The organism is Thioalkalivibrio sp. ALE25 (assembly GCF_000377285.1).
In the GTDB taxonomy this organism is placed as follows: Bacteria; Pseudomonadota; Gammaproteobacteria; order Ectothiorhodospirales; family Ectothiorhodospiraceae; genus Thioalkalivibrio.
In genome coordinates, this window is sequence record NZ_KB897933.1 from 41,059 (window position 1) to 53,945 (window position 12,887).

Genomic DNA, 12,887 nt, shown 5'->3' on the forward strand with positions numbered 1-12,887 from the left:
ATGCGAATGGATCGCCTGACCACCAAATTCCAGTCCGCCATCGCGGACGCACAGTCGCTCGCGGTTGGCCGCGACCATCAGTTCATCGAGCCGTCCCACCTGCTGCTGGCCCTGCTGGACCAGGAGGGGGGCACGATCCGTCACGTGCTCGACCGCGCCGGCGCCAACGTGCGCCAGTTGCGCTCCGCTTTGGGCGAGGCGCTGGATCGCCTGCCGAAGGTGGAAGGCGCCGCGGGCGAGGTGCATGTCTCCAACGACCTGGGGCGCATGCTGAACGTCTGCGACAAGCTCGCCCAAGAGCGCAAGGACCAGTACATCCCCAGCGAGCTGTTCCTGCTCGCGGCGATCGACGAGAAGGCCGGTGTCGGCGAGATGCTGCGCAACGCTGGCGCCAACAAGGACTCCCTGGAGAAGGCTGTGGAGGACATGCGCGGCGGGGCCCAGGTGGACGACCCGAACGCCGAGGAGAACCGCCAGGCCCTGGACAAGTACACCATCGACCTCACCGAGCGCGCCGAGCAGGGCAAGCTGGATCCGGTGATCGGGCGTGACGAGGAGATCCGCCGCTCGATCCAGGTGCTGCAGCGGCGCACCAAGAACAACCCGGTGCTGATCGGCGAGCCGGGCGTCGGCAAGACCGCGATCGTCGAGGGCCTGGCGCAGCGCATCATCAACGGCGAGGTGCCGGAGGGGCTCAAGGACAAGCGCGTGCTCGCGCTGGACCTGGGGGCGTTGCTGGCCGGGGCCAAGTACCGTGGCGATTTCGAGGAGCGGCTGAAGTCCGTGCTCAAGGAGCTGTCGCAGGAAGAGGGTCGCGTGATCCTGTTCATCGACGAGATCCACACCCTGGTGGGCGCCGGCAAGGCCGAGGGCGCGATGGACGCCGGCAACATGCTCAAGCCGGCCCTGGCGCGCGGCGAGCTGCACTGCATCGGCGCGACCACGCTGGACGAATACCGCCAGAACATCGAGAAGGATGCCGCGCTGGAGCGCCGCTTCCAGAAGGTGCTGGTCGACGAGCCCACGCAGGAAGACACCATCGCCATCCTGCGCGGGCTGAAGGAGCGCTACGAGGTCCATCACGGGATCGAGATCACCGACCCGGCGATCGTCGCCGCCGCACAGCTGTCGCAGCGCTACATCACCGACCGGCAGCTGCCGGACAAGGCGATTGACCTGATCGACGAGGCCAGCTCGCGCATCCGCATGGAGATCGACTCCAAGCCCGAGTCCATGGACCGGCTGGAGCGGCGCCTGATCCAACTGAAGATCGAGCGCGAGGCCCTGAAGAAGGAGTCCGACGACGCCTCGAAGAAGCGCCTGGGCACGCTGGAGGAGGAGATCGAACGCCTGGAGCGCGAGTACTCCGACCTGGAAGAGGTGTGGAAGTCCGAGAAGGCCTCGGTCTCCGGGGCGGCCCAGTTGAAGGAAGAGCTCGAGCGCGCCCGCACCGAGCTGGAGACGGCCCGCCGCGCCGGGGATCTGTCGCGCATGTCGGAACTGCAGTACGGCCGTATCCCGGACCTGGAGAAGTCCCTCGCCATGGCTCACGAGATGGAGAGCCAGGAGACCCAGCTGCTGCGCAACAAGGTCACCGACGAGGAGATCGCCGAGGTCGTCTCGCGCTGGACCGGCATCCCGGTCTCCAAGATGCTGGAGGGCGAGAAGGACAAGCTGCTGCGCATGGAAGAGGCCATTGGTGACCGCGTGGTTGGTCAGTCCGAGGCGGTGCGCGCGGTGGCCAACGCCATCCGCCGCTCGCGGGCGGGCCTGTCCGACCCGAACCGCCCGAACGGCTCGTTCCTGTTCCTTGGCCCGACCGGTGTGGGCAAGACCGAGCTGACCAAGGCGCTGGCCGGGTTCCTGTTCGACACCGAAGAGGCGATGGTGCGCATCGACATGTCCGAGTTCATGGAGAAGCACTCCGTGGCGCGGCTGATCGGGGCGCCCCCGGGCTACGTCGGCTACGAGGAGGGCGGCTACCTGACCGAGGCCGTGCGCCGCAAGCCGTACTCCGTGATCCTGCTCGACGAGGTCGAGAAGGCGCACCCGGATGTCTTCAACGTGCTGCTGCAGGTGCTGGATGACGGCCGCCTGACCGACGGGCATGGCCGCACCGTGGACTTCCGCAATACGGTGATCGTGATGACCTCCAACCTGGGCTCGCAGCAGATCCAGGAGATGGCCGGCGAGGAGAACTACGCGGCGATGAAGGGCGCGGTGATGGAGATCGTCGGGCAGCACTTCCGTCCCGAGTTCATCAACCGGGTGGACGACGTGGTGGTGTTCCATCCGCTGGAGCGCGAACAGATCCGCGCGATCGCCGATATCCAGCTGCAGTACCTGCGCAAGCGGCTGGAAGAGCGCGACCTGGGCCTGACCATCACCGACGCCGCGCTGGATCACCTGGGGGCCGCGGGCTTCGACCCGGTCTACGGGGCGCGCCCGCTCAAGCGGGCGATCCAGACCCAGCTGGAGAACCCGCTGGCGCAGTCGCTTCTGGCCGGCGAGTTCGGCCCCGGCGATACCATCGAGGTGGACATGGCCGGCGAGCAGCTGGCCTTCACCCGGGCGGCGGCCGCGGCCTGATCCGTCCGGTATCCTGCGACATCGACAAGGCCCGCCCGGTGCGGGCCTTTTTCATGCCGGGTCCGCGCTGCGACACAATCGCGGGCCTGGCGCAACGGGACGTGCGCCGAGGGGGTTGGGTATGCCGCATCTGATCGTCGAATATTCGCAGGGCCTGGCCGCGGGGCCGGAGGTGGCCGCTTGGCTGGACGCCCTGCACGCGGCGGCCTGCGCTTCGGGGCTGTTCCCGGCGTCGCATATCAAGGTCCGCGCCCACCCGGTGTCGCAGTATCGGCTCGGGGGCGAGGTGCGGCCTTTCGTGCATGTCTAGGTGCGTCTCAAGTCCGGCCGTTCGCTGGCGCAGCGCCAGGCGCTGAGCGAGGCCGTCCTGCGGGCCCTGCAGGACCGGATCGGGGAGGCGGTAATCACCGTCGAGGTGACCGAGATGGAGGCGGCGAGCTACGCGCGGCACGATCCGCAGGACGGAGACCGGGACCGCCCGGATTGAAATGCCGGTGTGCGTGGCGAGCCGGGCGTTCCGGACCGCTACACTCGGGGGGAGGAAAGACGGAACGGGATGTTCGTGATGGCGGTGGTACGGGTGGTTGCGGTCCTGGCGCTAGGGTTCGTGCTGGCGGGGTGTTCGCTGCTGGACGCGCGCGAACAGCTCGCGCGCATGGGCGGGGCCTGCGTGATCAGCGGCACGGTGGGACCGGACGCGACGGCGTCCGAGGCGGGTCGGACGGGGCCCTATATCGTGGCGGTATTCCGCGAGTCGGTCGGTGGCGCCGGGGTGCCCGAGCCGGTGGACCATGTGGTCAGCGCCCAGGGCGGGAGCTGGTTCTTCGGGCTGGAGCCGGGTCGCTACCGCGTGCTGGCCTTCCGCGACGAGGAGGGTGATCGGGCCCATCCCGCCGGTGCCCCGGTGCAGTATGTGGCCGGCGGCGAGGCGCTGGACTGTGGCCCCGGCGGGCGGCTGACCGGGATCGAGATCCGCGTGAACGGGGACCATCGCCTGGCCCACCCGGTTGCCCTGCCGGCCACGCGCGGCCTGGAGGGCGCCGAGGGCGCCCGCGACCTTCCGCTGAGCCTGGGTCGAGTGACCGCTTTCGGCACGATAACTCACCTGGACGACCCGCGTTTTGCCTCCGATGTGGCCCGCGGCAGCCAGTGGCGACCCCTGGACTTCGTGATGGACGGTTACGCGGGGGTGTACTTCCTCGAGCCCCATGATCCGACGCGGACGCCGGTGCTGTTCGTGCACGGGATGAACGGCTCGCCACGGGACTTTGCCGGGCTGCTGGAGGTTCTGGACCGCGAGCGTTATCAGCCGTGGTTCTACTACTACGCCTCCGGGTTGCCACTGCAGTCGGCGGCTGCGCACCTGGCACAGGTGGTGGAGGAGCTGGAAGTGCGTCACGGGGTCGAGTCGCTACCGGTGGTGGCGCACAGCATGGGCGGGCTGGTGGCGCGGGGGTTCCTGAACGAGCGAGCTCGGCGCGAGGCGGCGGCACCGGTGCCGGTTATGATCACCCTGTCCACGCCCTGGGCCGGGCACGAGCGGGCGCAGCAGGGGGTGGATCGCTCGCCGGTCGTGATCCCGGTCTGGCGCGACATGGCCCCGGGCAGCGACTACCTGGAAGGCCTGTTCCCGCATCCGGGCGCGGGGGCAGGCGAGTTGCATCTGGTGTTCGGCTACCAGCGCGGCGAAGGGGGTGCGCGCGCGACCGCGGACGGGGTGGTCACGCTGGCCAGCATGCTGCACCCGCCGGCCCAGCGCGAGGCGGCCTCGGTCTTCGGCGTGGCGACCACGCATGCCGGCATCCTGTCGCATCCGCTGGCGCTGGAGCGGGTCGAGGAACTCCTGTCCCGGGTGGAGGACCGGTAATGGCTGCGCCCGGCGGCTTCTGCACCGCGACGGGGCAGCGGGATCGGCGTAGTCTGGGGCCACCCGGCCGCACTTCGAGCGGGCGGCGGTTCAACGGGGAATGCGATGCAGTTGTTCGAGTGCGAGTGCTGTGGGCAGGGGGTGTATTTCGACAACACCTACTGCACACGCTGTGGCCATCGGCTGGGGTTTCTCCCGGATCGTCTGGAGGTGTCTGCCCTGGCGCCGGCCGGAGAGGCCACGGATGCCCGCGGACGCCCGGTGCCTGGCGGATTGTGGCGGGTGGCGGACGAGCCGGACGGGGCACTGTACCGCCAGTGTCGCCACTATGCGGTGGACGCGGTCTGCAACTGGATGGTGCCGCACGGCGACGCCGACCCGTTCTGCGGGGCCTGCCGCCTGAACCGGACCATCCCCGACCTGAGTGTCCCCGGCAATGCACGTCTGTGGGAGCGCCTGGAGACGGAGAAGCGGCGCCTGGTCTACGGGTTGTTGCGTCTGGGCCTGCCGGTGGTGCCGCGACGTGATGATCCCAAGGGGATCGCATTCGACTTCCTGGCCGATACGGCCCCCGAGTTCCGCGAGGGCGGTGGCGTGGTCACCGGCCATGCGAACGGGCTCATTACCCTGAATATCGCCGAGGCCGACCCGGCGGTCCGCGAGCGCATGCGCGAGGCGATGGCCGAACCCTATCGCACGATCCTCGGCCATTTCCGCCACGAGTCCGCCCACTACTACTGGGACCGCCTGATCCGCGATACTCCCTGGCATGCCGCCTTCCGCGAGCGCTTCGGCGACGAGCGCGCGGACTATGACGAAGCCCTGCGCCGGCATTATGCCGAGGGGCCGCCCTCCGAATGGCAGGCCTCGTTCGTCTCCGCCTACGCCAGTTCGCATCCCTGGGAGGATTGGGCCGAGACCTGGGCCCACTACCTGCACATCGTGGATACCCTGGATACCGCGTCCGCCTACAACATGGATATCGTGCCCGGTGCCGGCCCGTCAGCACGGCTGGGTGCGCAGGCCGATGCACCGGCCTTCGACGCCTATGCCGCGGCCGATTTCGATGGACTGATGGAGCACTGGCTGCCACTGGTCAGCGCCCTCAACAGCCTCAACCGCAGCATGGGGCATCCGCATGTCTATCCCTTCGTGTTGACGGCCACGGCCATCGCCAAGCTGGCGTTCGTGCATCAGGTCATTCAGGATTTCCGCACGGATTGTCGTGCCGCGCTGGCGGGTGCCACCGGTACCTGAGCGCACGCCGGGGGCGCGCGGTCCGGCGCGCCCGCCACTCATGCGAAAGGACGCCCGATGTACAACGTTGCCACCCGTGGCCCATTCAAGGGGCTGAATCCGCGCGTCGCGCCGCTGGCGCTGATCCTGGTAGTGATCATCGCCCTGCTGGGGGTGTATCGCACCGAGCAGCTGGGTGCGGTGGTGGGCGATGCGCGTACCTTCGTGACGCCGCTTCTGGAGTGGTACTACGTGGTCGTCATGGCCTTCTTCCTGGTGATCGTGGTCTGGCTCGGGGTCGGGCGCTACAAGAACGTGCGCCTGGGGCATGACGACGAGGTTCCCGAGTTCACCACCCTGTCATGGCTGTCGATGCTGTTCGCTGCAGGCATGGGCGTGGGGCTTCTGTTCTGGGCGGTGGCCGAGCCGCTGTCGCACTACGGCGGGAACCCGTTCCTGATCGATAATGGCGACCGGGCCGCGGCCGCGGACATGTCCATGGTCCTGACCTATTTCCACTGGGGTCTGAATGCCTGGGGCGTGTTCGCCCTGCTGGCCCTGATCCTGGCCTACTTCGGGTTCCGAAAGGGCCAGCCGCTGGCCCTGCGCTCGGCCCTGCACCCGCTGATCGGCAAGTACAGTCACACCTGGCCGGGGGACCTGGTCGACCTGTTGGCGATCATCGCCACCGTCTTCGGGATCGCGACGACGCTGGGCCTGGGGATCCAGCAACTGGAGTCCGGACTCGCGCACACCGTTGGGATCTCCCTGGAGGGGGACCGCGGACTACTGATGCTGACCGCGCTGCTGACCGTGATTGCGATCGTGTCCGTGGTGACCGGGATGCAGGCCGGGGTGCAGCGGGTCAGCCAGGCCAACCTCTGGCTCAGTGTCGCGCTCCTGGGGCTGCTGCTGGTGGCGGGGCCGACCCAGTACCTGCTGGCCCTGGTCGTGCAGTCCAGCGGCAGCTACCTGCAGAACCTGCTGGGGCTCTCGCTGTACACCCACGCCCACCATATGGACGAGTGGCATGCCGACTGGACGGTCTTCTACTGGGGCTGGTGGCTGGCCTGGGCGCCGTTCGTCGGGCTGTTCATCGCGCGCATCTCGCGCGGCCGCACGCTGCGCGAGTTCGTGATGGGCGTACTGCTGGTGCCGACCCTGATCACCTTCTTCTGGCTCGCGCTGCTGGGCGGCACCGCTTTGCATGCCGAGGTCGAGGGCATCGCCAATATCGCCGAGCGCGTGTCCGAGGACCTGACTATGGCGACCTTCGCCACCATGGAGACCCTGGAGCCCTGGCTGATTGCGAAGACGGGGGCGATTCTGATCACGATCCTGATTGCGACCTACCTGCTGACCTCCGCCAATGCCGGGATCGTGGTCATCAATACCCTGCTGGCCCATGGATCCACCGAGCATCGGGCGATCCACCTGATCCTGTGGGGGGCGATGATCGGGCTGGTGACCGGGGTCCTGCTGCTGGCCGGCGGGCTGGAGGTCCTGCAGAACGCGGTCATCCTGGCGGCGCTGCCGTTCTCGCTGGTGATGCTGATGATGGTGGTCGGGCTGATGCGCGGTCTGGAGGACGAGCGCTACGCGCCGCGTCCGGGCGAGCACACGGTCGCGCCCAGCGAGCCGTGGACCATCCCGCCGGACCGCGTCCACGAGGACTTCGACGTAGACGACGACGCCCCCGAGGCCGACGCCGAAGACGACGCGCCCCGGCGCTCTTGACCTGTGCCCCCAATTTTCACCACGAAGCCCACGAAGGCACGAAGAAGGGCAAGACCTCTACACCACAGAGGGCACAGAGAAAACACGCGGTACGAGGGCCGCGCATGACGAGGGACTACGTCGATCGCCGTCGGCCGATCGAGACGCCATTCCGTCCAGCCCTGACCTTCTCCGTGTCCTCTGTGCCCTCTGTGGTTCAAATCGCTCTTGAAGTTGCCTTTCTTCGTGCCTTCGTGCCTTCGTGCGCTTCGTGGTAAACAAAATGGGCGGTGGGTAGAGGAGAAAGGCCCGCGCATCCTGCGCCCACTTTCGGGTGGGCGGGGCTTGCCGTAGCCTGTGCGCCCATCGTCAACCGAACCGCGAGAGAAGCCCCATGAGCGATACCCTGCAGTTGTCCGGCGAGCTGATCCAGAAGGTCCAGGAGGTTCTGACCGAGGTGGATCCGAAGGCGCAACAGCCCATCGTGGCCGTCCAGTACCTGAGCGCCATTACCGGGTTCATGGTCGCGCAGATGCCGGAGTCGGTGAACGAGCGCAAGGAATACCTGAAGCAGCTGTCGCAGTTCACCGAGTCGGTGTTCGTGGACGTGGAGAGTCGCAAGCAGGCCGCGCCGCCGCCGCAGGAAGCCAGCGGCGTGTGGCGCCCCGGCGACAACTGATCCGGGCTGGCGGCGCGCCGGCGTCAGCCGTTGTCGCCGCCTTCGCCCCGGTCCTTGCGCATCTGGCGCAGCATGGCTTCCTGCTCGTTGAAGCTGGGCATGCGCCGCTTGCCGCCCACGTCGCGGTCACGGTCGCTGGCGCCGGCCTGGCCGGACTGGCCCGGCTTTTCGGCGTCCTTGATGCGCTGATACTCCTGCAGTTCGCGGCGGGCATCCTCGTCGCTGGTGTAGCGGCCGCGGTAGTCCTGCGGCGGCTTGTGTCCCTTGCGCAGGAAGACCTGCTTGCGCAGTTCCTTGTTGTAGTCGGTGACCCGGCGGTCGATCCACCACAGGTCCACCAGCGCCCACAGCACACCGGCGCCCAAGGGTAGCAGCCACCAGAGGGCGGGTACGAAAAAGGCCAGGGCCAGGGTGATCGCGGTGAGCGCCAGGAAGCCGGCGCCGCCCAGCGGTTCGCGCAGGTAGAAGCGGTGCAGGCCCAGCGGGAACAGGACCCACGCGGCGTAGGCCGCGGGCCGGGTGCGCATCTCGCTGGCGAGCTTGGCATTGATGGACTGCAGGCCGCCGCCCTCCAGGTCCAGTTCCTTCCAGGCCTTGCTCATCCCTGCCTCCGTTGCGTTCACGTGTAGCGCCACGGTAGCCGCAACCCGGGGCGCGGGGCGATTGTGCGGGTGCCGCGCGAGGGTTTTACCGGCGCTGCGTCAGCCCTCTTCGCGCGTGGGGTCGCGTTCCAGCAGGCGGCGCACGGTGTCGCGCACCGGGCGGCCCTGGTAGAGCACGGCGTGTACCTCGGCGCAGATCGGCATCTCCACCTCCAGTGCTTCGGCCCGCACCACGGCGACCCGGGCCGTCTCCACGCCCTCCACCGACTGGCCGACCCGCGCGCGGGCGGTCTCGAGGTCCACCCCCTCGCCCAGCATCCGCCCCAGGCGGCGGTTGCGCGACTGGTTGTCGGTGCAGGTGAGGATCATGTCGCCCAGCCCGGAGAGGCCGGTAAGGGTGGCAGGGCGGGCGCCCACCGCGGCGCCGAAGCGCTGGATCTCGGCCAGTCCCCGGGTCATCAGGGCCGCGCGGGCATTGGCGCCGAACCCGGCGCCATCGGCGATGCCCGTAGCCACCGCCAGCACGTTCTTCAGGGCCCCGCCAAGCTCCACGCCGATGACGTCGGTGTTGCGGTACAGACGCAGGGAACGCCCGTGCAGCGCCTCCACCAGGCGATCCATATGGTCTTCGTCGGTGGAGGCCACGGACAGCGCGGTCGGTTGCTCCTGCGCGACCTCGGCGGCGAAGGAGGGGCCCGAGATCAGGGCGGGCGGGTGCTCTGGACCCAGTTCCTGCTCGGCGATCTCGTGCAGCCAGGCGCCGGTGGCGGTCTCCAGGCCCTTGGTGGCCCAGGCCACCACCTGTCCGCGCGCCAGCCGCGGGGCCAGCCAGCGCAGGGTCGCGCGGAAGGCGCCGGAGGGGACGGCGATCAGGACCAGATCGCGGCCGTCGACGATCGCGGGGTCGGCGCTGACGCGGAGGTTGTCCGGGAAGCGGTGGCCGGGGAGGTAGCGGGCATTCTCGCGCTCGGCCTGCAGGCGCGCGGCGGTGTCATCGCCGCGTACCCACAGGGCCACGTCGGCATGCAGCCGCGCCGCATGCAGGGCCAGCGCCGTTCCCCAGCAGCCGCCGCCGAGGACCGCGATGCGCATCCTAGGAAACCCCATGCTTCATGTACGCGCGCTCGCGTCGGTACGCCAGGTCCTTCGGGGGCCTGGCGTCAGGCCTGCTGGCTGGGCGCGGTCTGCTCGCCGCCGGCCTGCTGCTTCTGCTCCTGGAGGTGCTGGGCGTACAGCGACTCGAAATTCACCGGCTGCAGCAGCAGCTGCGGGAAGCCGCCCTTCAGGACCAGGTCGGCGACGGTTTCGCGGGCGAACGGGAACAGCACGTTGGGGCAGTAGGCGCCCAGCAGGTGATTGCGCTGGTCCTCGGGGAAGTTGCGCACGATGAAGACGCCCGCCTGCTTGATCTCCACCAGGTAGGCGGTCTTGCCGTCGGACTCGGTGGTCACGGTCAGGCCCAGTTCCACTTCGAAGGCCCCGGCGGCCTCGTCGATCGGGCGCGCGTTGGTGTTCAGCTGGATGTTGGTCTCGCCCTTCCACTCGCGCATGAACACCTCGGGGGAGTCCGGCGCCTCGAACGAGAGGTCCTTGATGAAGACCTTCTGAATGGAGAAATCGGGGCGGTCGTTCTGTTCGCCCTGGGCCGCGCCGTTGCCGCTGTTGGGGGAGTTCTCTTCAGCCATGGTGTTCTATCTCGCAGTCGTCTTGAATCGGGGCATTGTAAGGGGGTGCGCGCGCCTTGCGGGTGCGGTGGCCGGAAGCGCTGCCCGGTGGTGCGGGCGCTGCCGGTTATCCGGCACTGCCGGCGGCCGTCGGCTCGACCCCTGCCGCGGCGGCCAGGCGCGCCAGCTCGCCACTGCTGTCCATCGCCTGCAGTTCGTCGAAGCCGCCGATGTGGGTCTCGCCGAGGAAGATCTGCGGGACCGAGGTGCGGCCGTCGGCGCGTTGCTCCATCTCGGCACGCAGGCCCGGTTCGCGGTCGACGGTGTACTCCGCGAACGGGTAGCCACGCTGGTTGAGCAGGCGCCGGGCCAGCAGGCAGAACGGGCAGCGCCCGCTAGAGTAAACCTCGAACTGCATTACTTCTTCTTGATGGGCATGTTGGCCGATTGCCAGGCCTGGATGCCGCCCTGCAGGTTGACCACGTCCTCGAACCCGGCCGCGGTTAGCTGCTGCGCGGCGCTGGCGGAACGGTTGCCGCTGCGGCAGTAGACCACCACGGGCTTGTCCTTGTACTTCTCGATGTCGCCCATGCGCTTTTTCAGGCTGCCCAGCGGGATGTGCTTGGCGCCTCCGATGCGGCCGGCCGCGACCTCGCTGTCCTCGCGTACGTCCAGCACCAGGGCGTCGTCCTGATTGATCACGCGCACCGCCTCGGCCGGCGACAGGGAGCGGTACTTGCGGTTCAGGCGCCGGAGTTCGACGAACAGGATCATCCCGATCACCGCCAGCAGGGCGCCGGTCAGGATCGGGTGATTGGCGAGAAATTCGGGCAGGCGTTCAAGCATTCGGGAGACCGGATCGGAGGGGTGATTGTCAGGAACTGCAGAAAACGTCCTGCATCATACCGATCAGGCGCAGGGTCCGGGAGTCCCCCACGCGGTAGTAGACCCGGTTGGCATCCTTGCGCGTGGCGAGGATGCCCTTGTCGCGCAGGATGCCCAGGTGCTGCGAGATGTTGCTCTGCGAGGTCCCGACCTGGTCGACGATTTCCTGTACGCTGATTTCGCGATCGCCGAGAATGCAGAGGATCTTCAGGCGCAGCGGGTGGGACATGGCCTTGAGCGAGCGCGAGGCCCGTTCGATATCCTCGTCCTGGGACATCAGGCCGTCTTCGACGGACAGATCGTCTTCAACCGTTTCGTGGCTCACGGCATACCTCTCTTGCGAGCGAGGGAAATCCTCGCAACCGGGTCAGAATATAAGAACCTAAACGTACCCCGATATGCGAATCTGCGCAATCCTGAGTCATCCATATGGCCTCCGCGCCCCGTTCTGGTGCGGAGTGCTGGCCGGTCTGCTGCTGGTCCCGGGGGCCCTGGCGCTGGAACCCGAGGCCGAACTGCGCGAGACCCGCGAGGCGATCCAGGACCTCGAACGCACTCAGGAGGAGCGCTACGCGGCCTTGCAGGAACTGGAGGCCCTGCTGGCGGACGCCGCGCGCGGGACCGAGGACTCGCGCCGCGAGTTGCGCGAGCTGGCGCAGGCGCGTTCGCGCCAGGAGGCGGTCGTCGCCGACCAGGAGGCGCGGGTGGACGAGGCCCGGGAGCACCTGGAGACGGAACGCCGCGCGGCGGCCCGGCTGGTGCGCGACCAGTGGCAGCGCGAACGCCACGTCGGGCGCCTGGACGGCCAGGGCGGGAACGATCGTCATCAGGTGGCGTTCGCCGTGCGTATCCGCGAGGCCCGGGAGCAGGCGCTGGAGTCGTTGCGTGACCGGATCGAGGGGCTGGAGGCGGAGCGCGAGGCCCTGGCGCGGGAACGCGCGGTCCTGGCGGAACAGGAGGAACAGGCGCGCGCCGCGGTCGCGGATCTGGAACGCGAGGAGGCACGCCAGCGCCAGGCCATGGCGGAACTGGAGGCGGCCATCGAGGACGAGGCGCTGGAGCTGGAACGCCTGCAGCGCAACGCGGAGACCCTGGAGGCGGTGATCGAGGAGGTCGAGGCGCGCAGCGCGGCGCGCGCCGAGGCCCCCGGGGACTCCGCCCCCGCGCAACCCGACGTGGCCTTCGCCGAGCTGCAGGGCGAACTCCCGCGGCCGGCCGACGGCCGGGTGATCCGCAGCTTCAATGATTCCCGTGGCAGCCGCCTGCGCTCGCGCTGGCGCGGCACGGTGCTGGAGGTCGAGAACGGCGCGGCGGTGCGTGCGGTGCACTACGGGCAGGTGGTCTACGCCGACTGGATGCAGGGCTACGGCTTCCTGGTGATCGTGGATCACGGCGAGCGCTACCTGACGCTGTACTCCAATGTGGAGGAGATCCTGGTGGCAGAAGGCGCAACGGTGGGCGCTGGCGAGCAGCTGGCCGTGGCCGGCGCGGGCAGCGAGGCGATCGCGCCCGGACTCTACTTCGAGATCCGGCATAACGGCGGACCATTGAACCCCGAGGGCTGGTGGCCCTCTCAGTAGACAGAGAGAAGTGAGACCGGGGTCCGGCAAAAGGCGGATGGAGCGCCTGCATTCAGGCGCCCATCACAT

Annotated in this window: 14 protein-coding genes; 8 read left to right on the forward strand and 6 right to left on the reverse strand. The window is 68.6% G+C overall.

Annotation, left to right across the window (positions count from 1 at the left end; all coding sequences use genetic code 11):
• The first annotated feature begins 6 nt into the window (after positions 1-6).
• The 7 genes from clpB (at position 7) to C996_RS0109165 (ending at position 8,087) form a co-directional block, all read left to right on the forward strand.
• The gene (gene clpB, locus C996_RS0109135) at positions 7-2,589 is read left to right on the forward strand and encodes an ATP-dependent chaperone ClpB (protein WP_017940397.1); all 2,583 of its coding nucleotides are present in this window, start codon (positions 7-9) and stop codon (positions 2,587-2,589) included.
• Positions 2,590-2,710: 121 nt separating this feature from the next.
• Positions 2,711-2,899: a 5-carboxymethyl-2-hydroxymuconate Delta-isomerase gene (locus tag C996_RS0109140; RefSeq protein ID WP_018867146.1), complete on the forward strand. Its 189-nt coding sequence runs from the start codon at positions 2,711-2,713 to the stop codon at positions 2,897-2,899.
• A complete protein-coding gene (locus C996_RS14595) occupies positions 2,900-3,076 on the forward strand; it encodes a hypothetical protein (protein ID WP_018867147.1) in 177 nt (58 codons plus the stop codon).
• Between the two features lie 69 nt (positions 3,077-3,145).
• Positions 3,146-4,456 carry a triacylglycerol lipase gene (locus C996_RS0109150; protein WP_018867148.1) on the forward strand — a complete coding sequence of 437 codons (1,311 nt, stop codon included), beginning with the start codon at positions 3,146-3,148 and terminating at the stop codon, positions 4,454-4,456.
• Positions 4,457-4,561: 105 nt separating this feature from the next.
• A complete protein-coding gene (locus tag C996_RS0109155) occupies positions 4,562-5,713 on the forward strand; it encodes a putative zinc-binding metallopeptidase (protein ID WP_018867149.1) in 1,152 nt (383 codons plus the stop codon).
• A gap of 57 nt (positions 5,714-5,770) precedes the next feature.
• On the forward strand, positions 5,771-7,429 hold the full coding sequence (locus C996_RS0109160) for a BCCT family transporter (protein ID WP_018867150.1): 1,659 nt from the start codon (positions 5,771-5,773) through the stop codon (positions 7,427-7,429).
• 373 nt (positions 7,430-7,802) lie between these two features.
• Positions 7,803-8,087: a hypothetical protein gene (locus C996_RS0109165; protein ID WP_018867151.1), complete on the forward strand. Its 285-nt coding sequence runs from the start codon at positions 7,803-7,805 to the stop codon at positions 8,085-8,087.
• Positions 8,088-8,110: 23 nt separating this feature from the next.
• Here C996_RS0109165 and C996_RS0109170 read toward each other — a convergent pair whose 3' ends face one another.
• The 6 genes from C996_RS0109170 to C996_RS0109195 all read right to left on the reverse strand — a co-directional run bounded on the left by C996_RS0109170 (position 8,111) and on the right by C996_RS0109195 (position 11,563).
• The gene (locus C996_RS0109170) at positions 8,111-8,689 is read right to left on the reverse strand and encodes a hypothetical protein (RefSeq protein WP_018867152.1); all 579 of its coding nucleotides are present in this window, start codon (positions 8,687-8,689) and stop codon (positions 8,111-8,113) included.
• Between the two features lie 99 nt (positions 8,690-8,788).
• Positions 8,789-9,781: an NAD(P)H-dependent glycerol-3-phosphate dehydrogenase gene (locus C996_RS0109175; RefSeq protein ID WP_018867153.1), complete on the reverse strand. Its 993-nt coding sequence runs from the start codon at positions 9,779-9,781 to the stop codon at positions 8,789-8,791.
• A gap of 68 nt (positions 9,782-9,849) precedes the next feature.
• Positions 9,850-10,374, reverse strand: coding sequence for a protein-export chaperone SecB (secB, locus tag C996_RS0109180; RefSeq protein WP_018867154.1), 525 nt, complete (start codon positions 10,372-10,374; stop codon positions 9,850-9,852).
• 106 nt (positions 10,375-10,480) lie between these two features.
• Positions 10,481-10,771, reverse strand: a complete 291-nt coding sequence (gene grxC / locus C996_RS0109185; RefSeq protein ID WP_018867155.1) for a glutaredoxin 3 — start codon at positions 10,769-10,771, stop codon at positions 10,481-10,483.
• On the reverse strand, positions 10,771-11,199 hold the full coding sequence (locus tag C996_RS0109190; protein WP_018867156.1) for a rhodanese-like domain-containing protein: 429 nt from the start codon (positions 11,197-11,199) through the stop codon (positions 10,771-10,773). Before C996_RS0109190 ends, grxC begins: the two co-directional genes overlap by 1 nt.
• A 28-nt stretch (positions 11,200-11,227) precedes the next feature.
• Entirely contained in the window at positions 11,228-11,563 is a 336-nt protein-coding gene (locus C996_RS0109195; RefSeq protein ID WP_018867157.1) for a helix-turn-helix transcriptional regulator, read from the reverse strand.
• A gap of 73 nt (positions 11,564-11,636) precedes the next feature.
• Here C996_RS0109195 and C996_RS0109200 point away from each other — a divergent pair, with 73 nt between their 5' ends.
• Positions 11,637-12,818 (forward strand): murein hydrolase activator EnvC, encoded by a 1,182-nt coding sequence (locus tag C996_RS0109200; RefSeq protein WP_026279271.1) that lies wholly within the window; start codon positions 11,637-11,639, stop codon positions 12,816-12,818.
• Positions 12,819-12,887 lie beyond the last annotated feature (69 nt).

Bases quoted from the DNA above. Each gene is read 5' to 3' on its own strand.
- C996_RS0109140 (WP_018867146.1), top strand. From the start codon at position 2,711: ATGCCGCATCTGATCGTCGAATATTCGCAGGGCCTGGCCGCGGGGCCG.
- C996_RS0109155 (WP_018867149.1), top strand. From the start codon at position 4,562: ATGCAGTTGTTCGAGTGCGAGTGCTGTGGGCAGGGGGTGTATTTCGAC.
- C996_RS0109150 (WP_018867148.1), top strand. From the start codon at position 3,146: ATGTTCGTGATGGCGGTGGTACGGGTGGTTGCGGTCCTGGCGCTAGGG.
- C996_RS0109200 (WP_026279271.1), top strand. From the start codon at position 11,637: ATGCGAATCTGCGCAATCCTGAGTCATCCATATGGCCTCCGCGCCCCG.
- C996_RS0109170 (WP_018867152.1), bottom strand. From the start codon at position 8,689: ATGAGCAAGGCCTGGAAGGAACTGGACCTGGAGGGCGGCGGCCTGCAG.
- grxC (WP_018867155.1), bottom strand. From the start codon at position 10,771: ATGCAGTTCGAGGTTTACTCTAGCGGGCGCTGCCCGTTCTGCCTGCTG.
- C996_RS0109175 (WP_018867153.1), bottom strand. From the start codon at position 9,781: ATGCGCATCGCGGTCCTCGGCGGCGGCTGCTGGGGAACGGCGCTGGCC.
- C996_RS0109190 (WP_018867156.1), bottom strand. From the start codon at position 11,199: ATGCTTGAACGCCTGCCCGAATTTCTCGCCAATCACCCGATCCTGACC.
- secB (WP_018867154.1), bottom strand. From the start codon at position 10,374: ATGGCTGAAGAGAACTCCCCCAACAGCGGCAACGGCGCGGCCCAGGGC.
- C996_RS0109165 (WP_018867151.1), top strand. From the start codon at position 7,803: ATGAGCGATACCCTGCAGTTGTCCGGCGAGCTGATCCAGAAGGTCCAG.
- clpB (WP_017940397.1), top strand. From the start codon at position 7: ATGGATCGCCTGACCACCAAATTCCAGTCCGCCATCGCGGACGCACAG.
- C996_RS0109160 (WP_018867150.1), top strand. From the start codon at position 5,771: ATGTACAACGTTGCCACCCGTGGCCCATTCAAGGGGCTGAATCCGCGC.